This is a genomic window from Streptomyces sp. NPDC001530 (assembly GCF_042894545.1).
GTDB lineage: Bacteria > Actinomycetota > Actinomycetes > Streptomycetales > Streptomycetaceae > Streptomyces.
Genome location: NZ_JBIAVS010000029.1, coordinates 62,973 through 81,916, shown reverse-complemented (window position 1 = coordinate 81,916; position 18,944 = coordinate 62,973). Strand labels below are relative to the sequence as shown.

Genomic DNA, 18,944 nt, shown 5'->3' with positions numbered 1-18,944 from the left:
GCTGCTGCTGTGTGCTGCGGCGGGAGCTGTGCGGATTCGACGGTGGCCTGGGCTTTGGACGGCGTAAGCGCCTGCGGCTGCGGGTCGTTACTGACCTTGCTGGCGTGATGTCGTCAAGGTGAGGCCGGTTTCAGCGAGGCATCCATCGACGAGGTTGCTGCGGTACTGGATCTCGCGGAGGCCCTGCCGAAGAACGCGCATCAGGTGGTCAGGGTCGGTGAAAGCGGTGTTGGCCTGGCTGCTGCGGCGCAGCAGCCACCAGATGCCCTCGACAGGGTTGAGGTCCGGTGCGTAGGCCGGCAGGAAGTAGCAGGTGATCCAGTCGTGGGTGTCGATGAACTCCCGCAGCCGGGCGTCTTTGTGCACGTTCAAGATCCCATATGAGTACGATCGGCGCGCCGAGTTGTTGGTGGGCGGCGGTCAGCAGGTCGCGGTAATCGGTCCAGGTGAAACTGCGTCTGCCGCCCCGCTTGTGATCGATGTGCCGCTTGGGCCGGTAGATCAGGCGTGAGCGTTCGCCCTGCTTGTAGCAGGCCAGAGCGGCGATGGAGAAACGGCGCTGGGAGCGTCCCCGCACCCGGATGACAGGTGTGTGTCCGCGCCTGGCCCAGGTGCGGACGGTGGGCGGCGTCATCGAGAACCCGGCCTCGTCTTCGAAGCACAGCCAGGCCCCGAGCGCCGCCACGGCGTTTCCACCTGGGGCCAGGTCTCCTTCACCCAGCCGGTGACGGCTTCCTCGTTGCGCTCCACCGCGCGGCGGGCGGGGACCTGGTGGCTGAAGCCGTGCCGGTGCAGCATCTGCGCGATGGCCGACAGCGTCATGCTCTTGTGGAACCGGCGCCCGATCAGCGTCTTGATCCGCGCGAGTGTCCAGGTCTGGTCCGGCCAGCCGCGCGCGACCGGCCCCTTGGCCAGCTCCTGCTCGAGCACCTCGAACAGTGCCTCGCTCAGCTTGGGCCTGGACGCTGGCCCCTGCGACTCCAAGGCTGACGTTCCGTCGTGCTCCCAAGCCTGGCGCCATCGTTGTACCGACCGGACGCTGGTCCGAAAATGAGAGATGAGCCCAGGTCAGCGAAGTAGTGGCTGCCGTGTCTTCATGCGGCTTCTATGGGGTCGAAGCGGACGGTGTAGCCGAGGGCGTTGGCCTGGCGGGTGAGGCGGCGCATGGCGCGTTCGGGGTCGTATTTGGCGTAGTAGTCGCCGCCGAGGTCGGTGTACTTGGTGTCGTGGGTGAGCATGTGCCAGACCGCGGTCAGGATCGAGTGTTCGAGGGCGACCAGGGCTTTCTTCTTGCCCAGGCGGGGGGGCCAGGCGCCGGTAGCGGGCGCCGAGGTAGGTGGTGTCGCGGGTGCGGGAGGCGGCCATCGCTGCGGTGCCCAGTGCGGCCCCCAGCCACCGGTTGCCGTGCCGGCGCCGACCGGATTTGTGTCTGCCGGCGGATTCGTGGTGGCCAGGGCAAACCCCGGCCCATGAGGCCAGGTGCCCGGCTGTGGGGAAGCGGGCCATGTCGCCGCCGGTCTCCGCGAGGATGGCCTCGGCGACGCCGCGGCCGACGCCGGGGACGGTCTGCAGCAGCTCAAGCTGGCGGGTGAAAGGGCGCATCTCCTCCTCGATCCGTGCCGACAGCTCGCCGATCGCCTCGGTGAGATGGTCGATCCGTTCCAGATGGAGGCGGCAGAGGAAGGCGTGGTGTTCGCCGAAGTTCCCGGTCAGTGCCTCCACCAGAGCGGGAATCTTGGGACGCATGCGGGCCTTGGCCATCCCTGCCAGTGTGTGGACATCGCGCTCGCCCTCGATGAGCGCCTCCAGCATGGCCCGGCCGGAGACGCCCATGATGTCGGTGGCCACCGAGGAGAGTTTGATGCCCGCGTCCTCCAACTCCTTCTCCAGACGCTGGACTTCACGGGAGCGTTCCATGGTCAGGCTGGTGCGATAGCGGGTGAGGTCGCGCAGATGCCGGACGGGTTCCGGGGGTACGAACGAAGCTTTGAGCAGGCCGCACTCGCCGAGCTGGCACAGCCAGGCGGCGTCGGCGACATCCGTCTTGCGGCCGGGCAGTCCCTTGGCATGGGCGGCGTTGACCAGGATCACGTTCAGACAGTCCTCCAGCAGGTAGAACGCCGGCCGCCAGTAGTCGCCAGTGGCTTCCATCACGACGAGGGTGACCTTCTCGGCCAGGAGCCAGTCCCGCATCTCCAGCAGGGAGTTGGTCATCGTCGGATACGTGCGCACCTCCTGACGCCGCGAGCGCCGACCGCTCGAGCTGGGGGCGCGTGGGACCAGGTGCCTGCGGTGCCGCCGTGCTGGTGGGCCAGTTGGCCGGCGAGTTGGGTTGCAGGGGTTTTGGGGTGTGCCTTGAGTGCGGTGCGGGCCTGGTCCAGGCGGGGGTCGCCGTCGTAGGGGTAGCGGCGGTCCGTCGTTCCGGTCGGGCGGCCGCCTCCACGCTCGCGGCGCTCGGCGTAGGTCCAGATGTCGCCGCGCCGGTACTTTCGCTTGACGAAGCCCTTTTCCGTCGTCGCCTCCTCGGCTGGTGCCGGCCAGTGCTTCGGCGGCCTCACCGGGTACTTCGTGATGCTGGCCGGTTCCATGCCCAGGACCCGGGCGGCCTCGGACAGCGAGATCAGGTCCTCGGCGTTTCCACTGAGGTCGACGTTCGTGCGCCACTGCTGATTGGCTTTGTAGCCCTCGTACCAGGTGTCCCAGGACTTCGGGTTCCAGTACATGGTGTTGCCAATGGTCTTCTCCGGCTCGGGGTGCCGGTTGGACTTCCTGTCCCGCCACATCAGTTGGAGGGTGCTCAGGCCCAGGCCCGTACGGTCGTGCAGGTCCGCGCGGCTCTCCAGCGCGGCTACGTCGGTGTGGCGCTTGTACCACTGGTGCCAGTCGGCGGCGTACCAGACCAGCGCGCGATTGATCGTGCCCGCGGCCTCGGGGTGGCCGTTGACCTCGCGCTCGCGGTACAGCCTCTCCAGGTGGGTGATGCTGAGCTCGTAGGTGTCGGCGAGCTCCTTGCGAGTCAGTACGGGGCGTCCGTCCAGCGTGGCCATGGGGGTGTCCTTTGTGATCTGTGGGTCCCGCGGCAGGGCCTCACGCGTCATCTTCGGCTCCCTCCTCGCGGCGGTCGTTGTGGTCGGCCGGCTGATGGCAGGAGCACCACGCCGGTCTCGGTGAGCGCGTGCTCGGCGTCACGCTCCGCACCGCTCGTGACGTTGCGGCCCTGGGTCTGCTGCCGCGTGTGCTGCCATCGCACCATGCCGGACTCGGTCGGCCTCGTGGCCGTTGCGATGTCGCTGTCCTTGATCGTCGATGCCCGGTCCGGAGCACCGTGCCCTGCTCGTCGGCGAGCAGGATGAACCGGGTGCCGCCGGTGTTGGGGAGCAGGGCGGTCCTGAATGCGGTGGGTCACAGCGGTGTAGACCTCGCGGCCGTCAAGTGTTGTCACGGTGGTCTTTCCGATCTGCCGGCTGAAGGGGCGGCCCGAGGCGGCGCACCGGCGGACGGCAACGCGCCGCCCAGGCGGGGCCCGGCCATTGCCTAGGATGTTGGGATCGCTTCTTGGAATGGGCTTGTTGATTGTGCCCTCGGGCCGGGAGGCGTAGGGCGGCTGGCGGGCTGCCAGCGTTTTTCCCGTCAGCCACCCGCCCAGCTCGTCTCGATCCTTCCGGGCAGCAGGGTCCTTGTTCGCGGCGCTCCACCGCCGTATGGGGCGTCCAGCGCGTAGCGGGCGGTCACGCCGCTGTTGGCGGCTCCAGGCCGGTCGCGCCCGCGCAGCACGACGCCACGCAGGGTGCCCTATCCGCCCCGGGCCGCGAGTCAGCAGCGTCCAAGATCAGAACGACACGTCGATGTAGTCGATGTCGGTGAATTCAACTTCGAGTTGGTCGGCCCGGCGTCCATTGTCCTTGAAGTACATCTCTTGGATGCCTTCGGCGATGACCTCGTTGGGGCTCTGGGCACCGATGCCTCGCTGGGCGTCGAACAGACGCCGGGCGTAGTCGGCGGGCAAGTGGACGGTGATACGGCGTAGACGGCCGTCGTCGGTGGTGCCGATGGGCGCGGTGTAGCCGAAGCTGGCGCGGGCTTCCACGGTGATCCCGGTTGTGGCGGCGGCCTGCCTGCGGCGCCGGTCACGGACCTTGGGCTGCCAACGGGCGCGTACGGCCGCCTCGATGCGGTCGGCGATCGCCTTGGGCGGGTGCTTGCGCTCGCCGGTGCGGTAGCGCTCCACGGAGCGCTGGGTGATCCCGAGTTCCTGAGCGACCGCCCTCGTCGTCTTCAGCTTCCCCAGCAGGAAATTGATGCGGCCCTTGAGGGTCTTGGGTGGTTCGCGGGTGAAGGCTTCCTCGCCGGCGCGGTCGACGGCCTCGTTGATGAGGGCGTCGTCGGCGTCGGCGCCGTCCGGGCGGATCCGTCGCGCCATGGCTTACTCCCCTTCGTCCAGGACGGCGTCGCCGCCCTTGATGTGGCGGGCGGGGTTGAGGCCCTGCTCCATCAGGTCAACCGCCCAGGCCATCTCCTGGACGCCTTCCAGCTTGGCCAGACCGGGGGTGGGCCCGAGGCGGAAGGCGCCGGGGATCGGCTTGCCGGAAGCGTCGTAGGGCAGGAAATCCAGCGGGCTCTTGCCGGGCGAGGGGTAGACGACGCAGTCGGAGAGCACGGCCAGCGGGAAAGGGCCCGTCATCTTGGCCATGTTGGCCAGCTTGCGGTGCATGTTGATGCGGGCCTTGCTGATGACCGCGGCGCGGATGTCCGGGCGCCAGGTCGGGCGTTCCAGCGCCGGCCACCGCTCACCGTCTTTGTAGTGGCGCCCTTGCGGGCGTTCGCGGAGCTTGCCGACGCCGCCCTTGACGGTGGCCTTGATGGCGGCGACGGCCGCCAGGGCCGGGTCGGCCTACTTGTGCCGCTCCATCGCCGCCAGGAACTCGGTGTCGCTCAGGTCTTTGGTGACGCCGAGGTCTTCGAGGGTGTCGACGTAGGCGGTCTTGAGCCGGTCGTGCCACGGGTCCAGGTATGCACCCGTCTCCCGGCGCAGGTGCGCCTCGAGAGAGGCGACGCTGTAGCCGAGTTCCTGGGCGTAGGCGACGGTGTGGGTCTGGTACCAGGCCGGGCCGGTGGGGCGTTCGCCGGTCGGCGTGAACGGCGAGGGCAGGCGCGGGTCCAGCTCGACGTGGGAGAGGTCCACCAGCCAGGAGCCGGGGATCTTCGGCTGAGCGCCAGCCGGGAAGTCAGCCGCTGGAGGGCACCGGCGGCGGGGACGTGTCGTCCTGTCGCAGTTCGACCAGCAGTTCGTTCTGCCCGGCCAGCAGCTCTGTGAGGATGCGGCGAGCCGCGCGCAGGATCTCTGCAACGTCACCGCCGGCCAGCGCATAGCTGACGGTAGAGCCCTCCCGGATGGACACCACGATGCCGGAACGACGCAGGACGGCCAGCTGCTGCGACAGGCTGGACGGCTCGATCTCGATGTCGGCGAGCAGGTCCCGCACCGGGACGGGGCCGTGCTGCAGCAGTTCCAGGACCCTGATGCGCACGGGGTGTCCGAGCATGCGGAAGAACTCCGCCTTGGCCTGGTAGAGGGGGACCCGCATCGGTGCTCGCTCCCTGGCACGTGGGGATGGTCTTCACGGTGCGGCGACGCCCGGAAGGCGCCGCCGCAGGATGTGTCCGTCGGTACCGATCCTTCTCGCCCACGGCCACGCGCATCCACTAATTGGGATCATCCTGATGTGGCGACTTGAAGAAGCCTTCACATCGTGGGCACACGTCAACCCAAGGCTCCGGTCGGCCTAGATCTCCAGCTGCTCCTCGACGCGCTTGAGTTGGTGGCGGGCCATCGCCAGGTTCGAACACGCCCTGTCGAGCACGAGGTACAGGAACAGGCCGTTGCCGTTGCGTCCGGTGACCAGTCGAATGAGGTGGTACTGAGCTCCGAGGCTGATCAGGATGTCCTCGATCCGGCTCTTGAGACCCGTCTGCTCCATGGTGCGCACCTTCGCGCGGACGACATCCGTATTGCCGGCGGCGGCAATCGTGAGGTCCAGGTCCTTGCCCCCGCCCAGCGTGCCCAGCGCCATGCCGCTGGTGTAGTCGACGACGGCCGCCCCCAACGCCCCCTCGACCGCGGTCATCATTTCCTTCAGTGACACTTCCACACTCGCCATAGCGCCTCCCCTTGGTTGTCGGCTGCGCGGCAGGACCGGCGATGCCCGTCCCGCCGCGTGACCGCACCGTATGCGCACGCCCGAGTCACCGGCGGAGTATCTCCGAGGCTGACACCCGGCGATCGGGCATGAGCGCGAGAGAACCGCTTTTCGACTGCTACTGCCGTAATCGAGCAGGAAAGGCGCACGTAGAGCTCGCTCGACGCGGGCGGCGGAGATCCGTTCGGGCAGCGCTCGCTGACCTGGGCGTGGAGTGGGCGTGAGAATCACTGAGCTTGAACTCGTGAAGTTACGGCGGGCAGAGGGTCAGGCCGGTCTCGGCGAGGCAGCCGTCGATCAGGTGGGGGTGGACTTCGGCATGTGGATCTCCGTAGTGATCGGAGACCAGGTGTCAACGGTGATCGTCAGTCTTAGACCCTGGCACCGGGCCCGTCGGCCGGTGTCAGGCTCAGGTGCGGTGGCGGAGGGCGAGCGTCCAGGTGTCCACCATGTAGCGGGTGAGCTCGTCCGCGTGTGGCACGGCAACGACCGCGGCGACCCGGTCGCCGTCCCACCTCAGCGCCCGAAACGTCCGCGCCCCCAGGTCCGCCGCGATACCGCCGAGTTCAGCGAGGACGGTGCTGTCGAGCCCGCGGCCCACCGCGCGGAGCACTCCACCGTCGAGGACCAGGATCGTGCCATCGTGCAGGACCAGCGGCTTGGGCGGCTGCGAGTCGGACAGGCGCGGGCCGCGTTCCACGACACCGCCGGGCAGCAGCCGGACGACCCGGCCGTCGGTCGGTATATTGCGGTCGGCCTCGACGACGCGCAGACCGGTGCCCACGACGTAGTGGCCATAGGAACGCCAGGCGTCGATCTCGTTGCCGTCGCGGTCGTACTCCCAGGTGTCGAAGACGCCGTAGCCCTCCAGCCCGAGCACGAATCGGCCGTCTCCACGCGCGGCGCCGCGCTCCCCGCGCAACTCGGCGACGAGCCGCCCGTCCGCGAGGTCGAGGAGCAGAGCCGGGCCGAGGTTGCCCCAGGGCGTGTACTCCAGGGAGTCCGTGGTGACGAGCACTCGGTCGCCGGACACATGGGCGGCGTTGGGCCGTCCGGCACAGCGGTGCGTCCAGAGGGTGCGGCCGACGGAGTCGACGCAGCTGACCGACCCGACGTCGCCGTGAATGCGCAGCCCGTCCCGGCGCGCCAGCGGCTTCTGCGGGGGCAGGGCCAGCTCGTACGGCGGCCGCCCCACCGCGCACCGGTGGTCTACCACGTCGGCGCTCCACGCGGCGGCGGTCCCACTTGCCACTTCCCCACCCGTCTCCCACCCCGGCATGCCCGCGATCGTAGTGCCGCACGACGCCACCGCACGAGTCGCGGGGGCCGCCGGGAAACCGCCGAACCACCAAGCGGGCACGGACGTCGAGTTGCCCTCCTCGGCTTTGCTGCCGTCCTTGCCCTTGGCGGGCGGTCATCCTTGAAACCGAAGGCGTTTTCGGCGATCTCGCGGGCCGGCAGCGCACCGGCACAGGAGCCGCGCTGTTCGCCAAGTACGGCATCCACCAGCAGCCTTTGGACATCGTCGTGTCTGCTGGCTGGCTGTCTCGCTCACAGCCCCCTTGGGTGGCCGAGGCGTAGACGTTGGCCGCGACCAGTCCTCCGGCGCCGAGAACGGGGACGGTGAAGCGCACGCCGTCGGCGGAGGCGACCAGCCCGTAATCAGCGCGACTGCGGCAAAGGTCGTGCGTCGTGCGCCTGTTGTGTCCCAACAGGGACACGGCCGTCCCAACCGGCCGCTGAGCACAGAGCGGCCAACCTGTCGAAGTGCCGAGCGATCCCTGCTGTCGACCATCCGCCGATGATCGTAGAGACCCCCGCCGCGCAGTCAGCGGCCCGCGATGAAAAGCCAGGGCGGGCGTGCAAATGCTGCGCTGACCTCCGTCACGGGCCAGGCATCGGATAACCAATACGGGCAAGGGGCGCGATGCGGAGCGTGCCGAGTGGGCCGAGGGCCCTGGTTCGACGGTGCAGACGGGGAGCCACGAGTGAGGGCGCGTGGACGAGAGGGTAAGCCTCGCGGGCACACCGCGCGCCTCGGCGAACGCCTTCCTCCGCGGTGGCCCACGCTGTCACGCTCTGTCCCCACCACCGCCCAAGCCGACCGACAGGGGGACCATGGCAAGGCATTCGACGGCGCCGGCCCTTGGGACACGCATTCGCATCGGCACGATTCCGTACCCGGGTCAGGCACGGCTGCACCCCGGACACGACGCAGTGACGGACGCCGACCACGCCTGGCTGGGGGCAGCAGTGCCCTTCACGGACAGGCAGAGCAGGGACGTGTTCCTCATGGAGAAGATCCCTCGCTGGTCGTGCTGGTGCTACCCCACCGCCGCAGCCGACCGGATCGGCGGCATCAGCCGCCTGTACACACTGCTGTTCGCCCTCGACGACACGGCCGTCCACGAATGGGGCACCTACGGGGACTTCATGCGGACGCTCGACGGCACAGGTCACGATGCGGGCCCCTATTCCACCGCCTACAAAGACGTCTGGTCGGACCTGACCGGGGCGATGTCCTCAGGGCTCCGGGACCGGCACGCGCGCACCCAGCAGCGCTGGGCCGAGGCGCTGGCCATGGAGAACGCCATACGTGCCACCGGATACCCCGCCCACCCTGACGTCTGTTTCCCGCTGCGCCGCATTTCCACCGGCGGGGAGACCATCATGGTGCCCATCGAACACGGCCTGGGCATCGACTTGACCGGCGTGATGGCACAGGACACTGACCTGGCAGGCATGTGGCGCATCGCGGGGACACACGTGGTGCTGGTCAACGACCTGTTCTCGATGCGCAAGGAAATGATCTCCGGCGACGGCATGAACCTGCTGCTGTCACTGATGCACCACCACGACCTCACCGCACAGGCCGCCGTCGACGTGCTGCTGCAACGGCTCAGAAACGCCGACGACGAGTACACCCGCGTGTGCCGGCTGCTGCGGACCCGCTACCGGGACCACCCACAGGGCGGCGCCATGCATCGGTACTTGGAAGGAGTGGGCCACATGATGGCCGGAAACGTCGCCTGGCACTACGAGTCCCGCCGTTACCACGGCCCCGGACACACCTGGAACGGGCACCCGCCCACCGGACTGGTGCTGCACCCGGACAGGACGGAATTCGAATACGAGCAGGAGTGAGTCATGAAGCCGACCCCCGAGGTCCCAGAGCTCATCGTCCCGCCGGTCGCACCCGGCGGCATGCCGCTGGCCGGGCACCTGTGGCAGATCCTGCGAGATCCGCTGCGTTTCTTCGAACGGCAGCACCGCGACGCCAGCGTGGTGGTGGTCCGCGTGGGCCCGAAACCCGTCCACCTGGTAACCCGGCCGGAGCTGGTACGGCACCTGCTGACCGACCCGGTCACCTTCGACAAGGGCGGGATCTTCATCGAGGGGGTGCGGTCCCTGGCCGGCAACGGTGTGGCGACGTGCTCCACCACGGACCACAAGGTGCAGCGTCCGATTCTGCAACCCGCCTTCCACCACCGCAGGATCGTGGAGTACTCCAAGGTGATGGAGAAGTGCGCCGACACGCTGGCGCGCTCGTGGAGCGACGCGCAGCAGCTGGAAGTGGTGCGGACCATGCACCGGATGGCCGCCGAAGTCGTCACCAGGACACTGTTCTCCGGGCCCGGCGCGGCGCACGCCGCGCAGGAGATCCAGCGGCTCTTCCCACCCATGCTGGCCGGGCTGTACCGCCGGATGTTCATCCCCGCCGCCTGGGCGCACAAGGTGCCGCTGCCGATCAACATCGAGTTCGACACGGCCCTGAGCGACATCCACCGCATTGTCCGCGAGGAGATCCGCGCGTACCGCGCCGACGGGCGGGACCGGGGCGACCTGCTGTCCGCGATGATGCACGCGACCGACGAACGCACCGGCGCCACGCTGACCGACACCGAACTCAAGGAACAGGTCATCAGCATGCTGATGGCCGCCATCGAGACCACCGGCAGCGCGGCTGCGTGGCTGCTGCACAGCCTGGCCGAGAACCCCGACGCGGAAGGAGCCGTCCTCGAAGAGCTGCGCCGTACGGTCGGGGACCGGCGCCTGCACGCCCAGGACCTGGGCAACCTCCCCGTGTTGAGGCGCGTCCTGACCGAAGTACTGCGCCTGTACCCGCCCTTCTGGCTGCTCAGCCGTGTCACCACCCGCCCGGCCACACTCGGCGGGTACAGGATTCCCGCTCATGCGGATGTGGTGTTCAGCCTGTACTGCCTCCACCGCGATCCGGAGACCTTCCCCTTTCCCCATCGTTTCGATCCCGACCGGTGGCTGCCCGAACGGGTGACGGCCGCGCAGAAGGAAGCACAGATCCCCTTCGGCGTCGGCACCCGCAAGTGCATCGGTGATGTGTACGGCCTGACGGAGATCCCGCTGATCGTGGCGACGATGCTCCGGCACTGGCGGCTGCGGCACGCCACCGGTCCGAAGGTCACCCCGCTGGTCAAGGGAACGATGCGGCCCAGCTCCCTGCCCATGGTGCTGACACGTCGGACCGCAGCTTTCCTTTAGCAGTCGCCTCGCCCACCCCTTCGGCCCCGTCGGATGCACCTCTCCGTCGCGGCTGGCGCGCAGGACGGGACAAAACAACGACAACGACAACGACAACGACAACGACAAGACACCAGGTCCGGCCGTGCGCTGCGAGCGGCAACATGCCCCGGGACGAACGGCGAATCACATGGGACAGTGACAAGATGACGCCGGACGAGACAGCTGTGGCACGGGTGTCGCACATAGCGATCTGGGGGTGCTTACGTCGTAAGCACCCCCAGATCTCGCTCTCCTGCTGTCCAGTCTCAATGAAGTTGGTCGTCCGCGATTGCGCTGACCTGCATGGACTGGATCAGGCGAGACAGGGCGGACTCGATTCAACGAACGCAGTCGCCGCGGGACAGGCAAGCCCGTAGGCGTCGGCCAGGGCGACCGGGTCAACAGTGGTTGCTCCGGACTTACTGATCTTGCGGCCTCGGACCGTGAGGTAGTCGTGGACCAGGATGTCGGTGGGCAGCGGCATGGCCGGACCGGGTGCGCGCCCGCACCTGGGCTTCGCCCTGGAGCTCGTTCGAGGAATAGTCATCCCTGAAGAAGTGGGGCCGGTCAAGTGGGTGTCTTGTCCGTTCTTCTTCCGGTTTCCGGGTGCTTGTGGGCAGCGTCGAGCCAAGGCGCGGGGCCAAGGCCGTAGCGCCGAGGCCGCGCCGGGTCGGCGCGCACTGGCCGTGCCGGGGACCGGGTTGTGGAGTTGTGGTGTCTCGCCCCAAAGGTGTCGTCATGGTCTGGGCAGGCTCGGCTGCCGGTCATCCCTTCGCGGCTGCGTCCGGCCGCGGGGCCGGACGAGCTTGTGCATGGGGCGTTCCGCGACGACCGACGGGATCGATCAAAATTACGGCCACGCCGCCGAAGCGGGAGCCAGACAATTAACGATCACGCGTCGGCCGTGTTCCGGCCTGCTCACGTCACTGCCGTCTGTGCCAGGCAGCGGACCTCGCCGTCGCGCAAGGCGTAGTAGACGAGAGTGAGCAGCTTACGGGCCGCGGCAGTTTTGGCGACGTTTCCTGCCTTCTTCCCGCGGCGGTCGATGATGCGGTCCTTCAAGCGGCGCATCGGGGTGTCGGCCCTGCTGCGCTGTACCGCCTCGACGCAGGCCCAACGCAGCAGTGGGGACCCCTGCTTGGTGATCCGGCCCCGGTGGACCTTGGTATCCGAGGCGCGGTGACGCGGGGTGAGCCCGGCCCAAGAACACAGCTGGCTGGGGCCGCCGAAGCGGGTCACGTCGCCGATTTCGGCGACCATGACGGCGGCGAAGACCGGGCCGATACCAGAGATCGTCTGCACGGCCAGGTAGCCGGGATCGCCCGCGAGGGCCCGCACGATCAGCTTGTCCACTTCGGCGATCTCGCTGTTCAGGAAGGCGATCAGCCGTAGCAGGGAGTCGGCGCGCACCCGGTAGGAGCCGTGCAGCGGTATCCCGGCCAGCCAGGCACGGCCTCCGCGGTCGAACACATCGGTCACGGGCACGTGCAGGCCGGCCTTGCCGAGCACCCCGTGGATCTGTGCCTTCGCCGATGTGCGCATGCCCACCAGCTTGTGTCGGTAGCGCACCAGCTCGCGCACCTGGCGGATCCGGCTGGGGGCGATCCACGCCTCGGGCAGGCGTCCCATGCGTAGCAGGTCGGCCAGATCAGCGGCGTCCTTGTCGTCGGTCTTCACCCGTCGGTAGCCGAACATCTTCACGCCCAGTGGATGCGCGAGGTGGACCTCGGCTCCGGCTTCCTGGAGCGTGTCGGCGGCCCAGTACCAGCCGTAGGTGGCTTCCAGTACCACTCGCGGGTGCGGGCCGGCTTTGGCGATCTCGGCTGTGAGGGCGGCGGGGCTGTTGTTGATGCGTATCCGCTCCAGCCGCTGCCCTTGGGGGGTTATGCGCAGCAGCACTGAACGGTTGCGGTGCAGGTCCATCCCCACGATCTGGGGTCCGTCGTAGGCTTGCTCACGGTCCATCAGGGGCCTCCTGCCTGTGGACGGTTACTTCTTCTCCTGGACCGAGCATCGTCTGCACCCGGCCGGAGCGGGAGGCCCCGCTCCTTCATCGCATCAAGACCTGTGGATCGGCGTGTCACGCGACTTGCTGATCACCACCCTCTGATTCGTCGGGTCGTTCGATGAGCTTGCCGTTCTTGAATACCGCGCCGGCACGGACCAGCGCGACGAGGTGGGGGTGCGTTGACGGCCCGCCACCGGGTCTGTGCTGATTCGATGAGCTTGAACGCCATCGCGAGCACCAGCGGCGCGGGAGCCGGGGCCCTTGGTGACTCGCTGGCGAAGCCTGAGCTGGCGAGGAAGTTCCACGACAACGCCGTGAGGTCCCTCCCGGAGGAGCGTGCGGCCGAGATCACGGCCCGAACGCTCGCCCTTCCTGACGCTCAGAGCGTCGGGGATCTCACCGCGCTGCTGACCTCGGCGGGGGAGCGCTGAGGTCGAGACAGTTACCGCTCCCGGACTGCGTAGGTCAGGTGGGTCACCCGCTGCGTCGGCTCCGCGCGGACCGGCTCCAGGGCCACGCGGCCCGCGTTCACGCCCTCGAACAGGCGTATTCCGGAGCCGAACAGCACGGGTGAGAGCGCGATCGAGAACTCGTCGATCAGGCCGGCGTTCACGTACTCCAGGATCGTTGCGCCGCCGCCCGCAATGCGGACGTCTCGGTCGCCGGCGGTCTCGCGGGCCTGGTCGAGCGCGGTCTCGATGCCGTCGTTGACGAAGTGGAAGGTGGTCCCACCCGGCCGCTCCCAGGGGTCACGCCTCTCGTGCGTCACGACGAAGACCGGCGTGTGGAACGGCGCCTCCTCCGGCCACGCCTGCTCGCCGAGGTCGAACATGCGCTTGCCCATCACGCTCGCGCCGGTGCGCTCGAACGTCTCCCGCGCGATGTCGTTGTCGCGCCCTTCCTCGCCGCCCTCGCCGAGCTTCAGGTTCTCCCGGAAGAACCGCTGCGGGAATATCCACTGCTGCAGCTCCATCCACTGCGCCATCCAGCGCTGCGCATCCGGGTCATCCATGCGCTCCTCGGGCGCGATGAACCCGTCCAGCGACATCGTCACGCTGAAGAACACCTTTCCGGCCATCAGTCCTCAACTCCCTTCCGAACGATCTCGGTGACGTAGGCAGCCAGGTTGCTCAGGGTCTGCTGGCCACCCTCGATCGCGTGGTACTTCTCGACCGCCTCGTCGCGCAGCTCCTTGGTGGGGAACACCGTGCGCATCTCGATCCGGGTCGCCGCGCCGTCGGGCGCGAACGTGAGGACCGACTCGAAGGCGTTCGGGTCGCCGCGGGACTCACCGTGCAGCAGCGTGATCCGCTCCGGCGGGGCGATCTCGGTCCAGGAGATCCACTCCTGATAGTCCGTCCCGTCCGGTCCGTGCATCACGAAGTCCCACTCCCCGCCGACGCGGAACTCGAACGCCCGCGTGGTGGTGGTGAACCCCTCCGGTCCCCACCATCGCGACAGGTGCCGGACTTCGGTGAACGCCTCGAACACCAGCTCCCGCGGGGCACTGATGACCCGGGAGATCACGATCTCGCGGTCGGCCGTCGCTGACTGCGCCGGCGCGTCCCGTCCTGTCGCTGCCAACGGTCACTCCTCCTGCCTTGCCTGCTTGAGGTCCTGCACGTACGCGTCCAGCCGGTCGAAGCTCTCGTTCCAGAACCGCTCGAACCCGCCGGTCCACTCGTGGACCGGTCGCAGCCCGCGGGCGTCAAGGCCGTACAGGCGCTGCTTGCCTGCCTTGCGGTCCCGCACCAGCCCGACCTCCCGGAGCACCCGCAGGTGTTTGGACGCCCCCGGCTGGGTCATCCCCAGCTCCTGGGCCAACTCGGTCACCGGCCGCTCACCCGCCCGCAGCAGTACCAGGATCTCCCGGCGCTGCGGCTCGGCGATCGCGTTGAAGACGTCCGACGTCGTCGCTGCTCGTGCCATGGACGCCATCGTATGCCGATATCGGCATACGTCAACCGGAGGACCGTCTGGTTCCGTCTGAACATGCGCAAGCCCGGGAGCAGCAAGAAGGATCCTGTTGAGGTCGTCAAGGTGCTGCGCGGGCTCTGACACCTGCCACATGAGCACGGTCGCGGTCATGCTGCTGGCCTGGAGCAGGGGGTGCCTTCGTGCCGAATGCTTCCTCGACTTCGTGATGGCATCGGCGTTCGACGCCCGAACCGTCCGCTTGCCCGCCAACCGCGCGGTCACGTGTACAGCCGCATGGACCGCCTCACTCTCACCGACTCCCGCGCCCTGAGCGCCTCCAGATCCGTGGCCTCGAGTAGATTCCGCCCGTCCGTGACCCAGCCGGGTCCCCTCTTCCCGCTGAGTTGCGTCAACGCCTCGTCGAGAGCGATCGAGTTGGCGAACTCCTTCCGCCACAGTTCACCCAGCTCATCGATCTTCCCGGGCTGGAACTCCCTCACACGCCCCCGCGCGACAGGGAGCAGCCTCACCTGGACCTGTGTCAACTGCTCCGTCTGAAGGGCGATCTCCTCGAGGATCGCCGCACTCGTGTCCGTCCCGGTCAGCAGCGGCGCCCACCTGGCCATGATCACGCGGAACCCGTGAGAGCACCCCCGCAGAAGGTCGTATGCCGTCTGGACCCACTCCGGATCGGCGGCGAGCACGCTGATGGCGAGCCAGAATCGCCCTGATCCGGTCTGCCGATTCAGGGTCGAGGCGGAAGTCGGCATCCTCAATGAAGTGGCCAGCGTTCAACACGAACCACATCACCCGCCGCTGAGCAAGAGGTGCCCGAGCCAACGACCCGCAGGCCACGAGTATGACCAATCGCAGCCGAGCCTCGTCGTGCCGCGCGATCCACTCCTCGACGAGAGTCGCGCCGAGAGCCAGAAAGAGCAGCGAGGACAGTGAACCGGCAAGAAAGGCATGCTGGTTCCAAAAGCTCCGAAGGCTCCCCTGGGGCCAATCGGTCACGGTCAACCCTGCAATGACGACCACAAGCCCGCCACTGACGGACGACCCCACGACGATTCGGCAGCATCCGCCTTGGCCCCACCCCCTGGCCGTATCACCGTCCGCACACCACACGGCACAACACGTTACGCGCGCCCAGACTACGGGTTCCCCAACGCCAGAGGCCCGGATCTCTCCGGGGCCTCTGTTCCGTGCGCACTCGGCAGGATTCCAACCTGCTCTCTGATCCGTGGGATCGGACCCGCTCCGGGAGCACAGCTGTGCAATCTCGATCTCCGGCGGGCTGCCGACGCTCGGTAAACGCCGCTGACTGGAGATGTTCCCCTAGCCCCGTCACAACGCGTGAGTTGCTTCGAGACCGCTGGTGAGCGTGGTGATCTCTTCAAGGCGGTCGTGCGTGTCGGCAGGCGGAAGCGCGACGGCCGCCGCGGCCTGAGCAAGAGCCGGCAGGTGCGGGGCCGCGGACTGCCAGAACAGACTCGTGGCCACTGCGCTCCGGCGGAAGGCCTGGGCAGCCGTCCGGTGTCCGTACCTGGCGGCGAAGACCGCGAAGGCATGGGTCGCATCCAACAGGGCCTGCCGCTCTCCCAGGCGGTTGTCCTGCTGGATCAGGTCGTTGACGCACTGTCGTCCCGCCGCCAGGTCGGCAAACAGACGCCGCCGGAAGGCTGCTGCCTGCCGGTCGGTGACCCCCAGCGGCTGGGAGAGGAGCGAGCCCGCCGTGCAGCGGCGCTTGAGCTCCGCGTCCAGCACATGGACCGCATGACGCGGATCCTGCCCGATCCGCAGACCGTGCAGGGCAGCCGTGAAGCGACGACCTGGCTCAGGGCACCGTTGCGGTGCTCCGGCGCAATCCGTCCGCCGACCTGCCGTACCGCACCCGTCTTACGCCGCCGCCCAGCCGCCATACCCACTCCCCCTCTCCCCCCGCCCGCCCCATCGGCCGTGGTTTATGCCCTCCGGTATGCCCCTGACCTGATCGATAGGCCAACTCCCGCAGTTTTGGCTCTACTCCGACGTCGGCGCACGGAACGAGCAGCCCATCTCAGGCTCTGACGACATCGGTGCCGCCGAAAACGCCAGACCGTTCGAAGCGACGCCTGGAGGGCCGTTGTGACTGAGCGCCACACTTGACCACCGAGTGCTTCACTTGGCCACTCTGATGCTCAGTTCAACGCGCTCGGCCGGCCCGGCGGGCGCGGCTTCCGGATCTTCGGGCGAGCGCCGCGCAAAGCGCGATGATGATCACGTGCATCGAGGCGGGCATGGCAGCCAGCGTGCAAGCCTAGTGCTGCGGATGCGTTCGCCGACTTCGGCTTGGGACCGAGTCGCGAGGCAGATCGTGCGAAGTGATGATGGTCGCCAGGCGGTCTTCGATGATCTCACTCATAACGCCCCGCTCCCGGCTAGCTTCAGCCCTTAGCCTGTCAATCTTCCTCATGTCTTCAACTGATGCTGGGCGACCGGCCAGTACGAGTGCCCTGATGCGCGCCCCGTACTCTTTCAGCGCCTCAACCAGCAGCCCGTTCGGTGAGAAGGATCTGTCCATCCACTCGGTGGGGGGATCTCCAGGGGCGAGTTCGTAGTGCGAAATCGGCACATACCACTGATCGTGCATGACCTCATCTAGGGCCCTCACGCCCTTCCTCATTGCCTCCTGCTCTTCCTCCCTGAACCGATCCAGGTCGAGGCTGCCCACCACCTTCATTTCCGCAAGGGCCCCGTCTAGTAAGAACTGCCACGCACGCAGCGTCGAACGAACCTCAACCAGTCGCCCGATCTGTGCCTGGATCTCCACGTGCCTGCGTGCCTCCTCCGCCTGGGCGCGCGCGGCCTCGATCTCCATTTCCGCGCGTCTCAGATCTGCGCTTCGCTGCAACTCCGCCTGTTTTGCAGCTTCGCGTTGCTGATGAAGAGGGCCCCAGTAAGCGACCGCAGCGGTTAACAGCGACCCGCCAAGAGCCCCGACCAGTCCGTACACGGCATCTGACATACGCGCCAATGTGGCACAGGCGTGAGCCCGCCGCGACCTGGCCAACACGGCGATAAAAATGGCCAGTTGCGGGGTTGTGACCGCGCTTCCGTGACGACTACGCCAGAAGGACGGCCCGCGTCCATTCCGGGCCGCGCAGGCAACCCGACCCGACCAGTGCCGAACCGGCACCCGCCGCGCACCTGGCACCTGGCAGACGCCGAACTCCGCATCGCACCCGGCTTCCCCGCCGAATGCGCGCCCGGACTGTACGGCGGCTACGAGCCGCCCGCGCAGGCCGAGCTGTGCGAGAGAGCTGCAGCGCACCCACTGCTCCCTCGACCCACGCTGCCGGCCCGCCGGCACCAGAAAGTGCCGAGAGGGAAGCGAAGTCGGCAAAGCCGGGATCCTGCCCGCTCCTTGAGACCACTCTGTAGGGGTGATCGAGACGAACCGCCGTGAGCACTCCTCTGCCGTCAGCCTGTCCAAGATGCTGGAACAAGCCCCGGACCTGGTCAGCCTCTACAAGACGGCAGGCACCAGCATCCGCAATCACGGACTGGAAGGAGTACGGGCAGCCGTGTACCTCGTACTGGACCGCTCACGCTCCATGCGGCCCTACTACGCCGACGGCACCATGCAGCACCTCGCGGAGCAGGTACTGACGCTGTCCGCCCACCTGGACGACGACGGGACCGTCCCGGTGGTCTTCTTCTCCACCGACGTCGACGGATCCACCGACCTCCGTCTCGGCAAGCACCGCGGCCGCATCGACAAACTGCATCAGAACCTCGGGCACATGGGACGCACCAACTACCACTGGGCGATGGACGAGGTCATCGACCACTACCTCGACTCCAAAAGCGACGCGCCCGCCCTGGTGATCTTCCAGACGGACGGAGGCCCCACCAGCAGGCCCGCCGCCGAACGCTACCTGTGCAAAGCCGCCCGCCTGCCGTTGTTCTGGCAGTTCATCGGCTTCGGCGACCCCGCCGACAACGAGTTCGCGTTCCTGCGCAAGCTCGACACCCTCGCCGTCCCCGACCGCCGCGCCGTCGACAACGCCGGCTTCTTCCACGCCGGACGCACACCGCTGACCGTCAGCGACGACCTCCTCTTCGACCGGCTGCTGCAGGAATTCCCCACCTGGCTCACCGCCGCCCGCAGCGCGGGCATCGTGTAACAACACCCCGCCCAGCAACCGGCCCACGGCGCACTCGAACTCCCGGTGACAGAACGCATCCAGGCGCGCCGGCCAGCAGCGCAGGACACGCCCCCGGGCGCTCCCACCCCGGGC

Annotated in this window: 17 protein-coding genes and 3 pseudogenes; 3 read left to right on the top strand and 17 right to left on the bottom strand. The window is 68.0% G+C overall.

The annotated features are described in order from the left end of the window. Positions 1–87 precede the first annotated feature (87 nt). The 9 genes and pseudogenes from ACFY0T_RS42815 to ACFY0T_RS42775 all read right to left on the bottom strand — a co-directional run bounded on the left by ACFY0T_RS42815 (position 88) and on the right by ACFY0T_RS42775 (position 7,449). Positions 88–634 (bottom strand): annotated as a pseudogene (locus tag ACFY0T_RS42815) (transposase). Beyond that, positions 631–1,059 carry a winged helix-turn-helix domain-containing protein gene (locus ACFY0T_RS42810; protein ID WP_388883819.1) on the bottom strand — a complete coding sequence of 143 codons (429 nt, stop codon included), beginning with the start codon at positions 1,057–1,059 and terminating at the stop codon, positions 631–633. The pseudogene ACFY0T_RS42815 and the gene ACFY0T_RS42810 overlap by 4 nt, the downstream one beginning before the upstream one ends. Before the next feature lie 9 nt (positions 1,060–1,068). After that, the gene (locus ACFY0T_RS42805) at positions 1,069–2,232 is read right to left on the bottom strand and encodes an IS110 family transposase (protein WP_388883771.1); all 1,164 of its coding nucleotides are present in this window, start codon (positions 2,230–2,232) and stop codon (positions 1,069–1,071) included. Then, the gene (locus tag ACFY0T_RS42800; RefSeq protein WP_388883769.1) at positions 2,211–3,098 is read right to left on the bottom strand and encodes a hypothetical protein; all 888 of its coding nucleotides are present in this window, start codon (positions 3,096–3,098) and stop codon (positions 2,211–2,213) included. Before ACFY0T_RS42800 ends, ACFY0T_RS42805 begins: the two co-directional genes overlap by 22 nt. A gap of 731 nt (positions 3,099–3,829) precedes the next feature. Then, positions 3,830–4,420 (bottom strand): telomere-protecting terminal protein Tpg, encoded by a 591-nt coding sequence (gene tpg / locus ACFY0T_RS42795; RefSeq protein ID WP_388883767.1) that lies wholly within the window; start codon positions 4,418–4,420, stop codon positions 3,830–3,832. A 3-nt stretch (positions 4,421–4,423) separates the two neighbouring features. After that, positions 4,424–5,206: pseudogene (locus tag ACFY0T_RS42790) on the bottom strand (transcriptional regulator); the annotation flags it as partial. A gap of 19 nt (positions 5,207–5,225) precedes the next feature. Beyond that, positions 5,226–5,585: an ArsR/SmtB family transcription factor gene (locus tag ACFY0T_RS42785; RefSeq protein ID WP_388883765.1), complete on the bottom strand. Its 360-nt coding sequence runs from the start codon at positions 5,583–5,585 to the stop codon at positions 5,226–5,228. Between the two features lie 198 nt (positions 5,586–5,783). Then, positions 5,784–6,158 (bottom strand): hypothetical protein, encoded by a 375-nt coding sequence (locus tag ACFY0T_RS42780; protein ID WP_388883763.1) that lies wholly within the window; start codon positions 6,156–6,158, stop codon positions 5,784–5,786. A 448-nt stretch (positions 6,159–6,606) separates the two neighbouring features. Next, the gene (locus tag ACFY0T_RS42775) at positions 6,607–7,449 is read right to left on the bottom strand and encodes a hypothetical protein (RefSeq protein ID WP_388883761.1); all 843 of its coding nucleotides are present in this window, start codon (positions 7,447–7,449) and stop codon (positions 6,607–6,609) included. 1,040 nt (positions 7,450–8,489) lie between these two features. Between ACFY0T_RS42775 and ACFY0T_RS42770 the strand changes: the two genes are divergently transcribed. Both ACFY0T_RS42770 and ACFY0T_RS42765 read left to right on the top strand, forming a co-directional pair. Continuing rightward, a complete protein-coding gene (locus tag ACFY0T_RS42770; RefSeq protein WP_388883759.1) occupies positions 8,490–9,341 on the top strand; it encodes a terpene synthase family protein in 852 nt (283 codons plus the stop codon). A 3-nt stretch (positions 9,342–9,344) separates the two neighbouring features. Then, entirely contained in the window at positions 9,345–10,715 is a 1,371-nt protein-coding gene (locus ACFY0T_RS42765; RefSeq protein ID WP_388883757.1) for a cytochrome P450, read from the top strand. Between the two features lie 939 nt (positions 10,716–11,654). Here ACFY0T_RS42765 and ACFY0T_RS42760 read toward each other — a convergent pair. From ACFY0T_RS42760 to ACFY0T_RS42725, 8 genes and pseudogenes are all read right to left on the bottom strand, one after another. Continuing rightward, positions 11,655–12,701 carry an IS110 family transposase gene (locus ACFY0T_RS42760; RefSeq protein WP_388883755.1) on the bottom strand — a complete coding sequence of 349 codons (1,047 nt, stop codon included), beginning with the start codon at positions 12,699–12,701 and terminating at the stop codon, positions 11,655–11,657. A gap of 115 nt (positions 12,702–12,816) precedes the next feature. Further along, positions 12,817–13,031: pseudogene (locus ACFY0T_RS42755) on the bottom strand (IS256 family transposase); the annotation flags it as partial. Positions 13,032–13,186: 155 nt separating this feature from the next. Then, entirely contained in the window at positions 13,187–13,822 is a 636-nt protein-coding gene (locus tag ACFY0T_RS42750) for a dihydrofolate reductase family protein (protein WP_388883753.1), read from the bottom strand. Beyond that, entirely contained in the window at positions 13,822–14,328 is a 507-nt protein-coding gene (locus ACFY0T_RS42745) for an SRPBCC family protein (RefSeq protein ID WP_388883751.1), read from the bottom strand. The genes ACFY0T_RS42750 and ACFY0T_RS42745 overlap by 1 nt, the downstream gene beginning before the upstream one ends. A gap of 3 nt (positions 14,329–14,331) precedes the next feature. Next, entirely contained in the window at positions 14,332–14,673 is a 342-nt protein-coding gene (locus ACFY0T_RS42740; RefSeq protein ID WP_075033765.1) for a metalloregulator ArsR/SmtB family transcription factor, read from the bottom strand. Positions 14,674–14,939: 266 nt separating this feature from the next. Continuing rightward, a complete protein-coding gene (locus ACFY0T_RS42735) occupies positions 14,940–15,365 on the bottom strand; it encodes a hypothetical protein (protein ID WP_388883748.1) in 426 nt (141 codons plus the stop codon). Between the two features lie 643 nt (positions 15,366–16,008). Further along, the gene (locus ACFY0T_RS42730) at positions 16,009–16,428 is read right to left on the bottom strand and encodes a hypothetical protein (protein WP_388883746.1); all 420 of its coding nucleotides are present in this window, start codon (positions 16,426–16,428) and stop codon (positions 16,009–16,011) included. A gap of 532 nt (positions 16,429–16,960) precedes the next feature. Further along, positions 16,961–17,668 carry a hypothetical protein gene (locus ACFY0T_RS42725; RefSeq protein ID WP_388883744.1) on the bottom strand — a complete coding sequence of 236 codons (708 nt, stop codon included), beginning with the start codon at positions 17,666–17,668 and terminating at the stop codon, positions 16,961–16,963. Between the two features lie 469 nt (positions 17,669–18,137). On the opposite strand from ACFY0T_RS42725, the gene ACFY0T_RS42720 reads away from it, so the two are divergent. Next, entirely contained in the window at positions 18,138–18,830 is a 693-nt protein-coding gene (locus ACFY0T_RS42720; protein ID WP_388883817.1) for a vWA domain-containing protein, read from the top strand. Positions 18,831–18,944 lie beyond the last annotated feature (114 nt).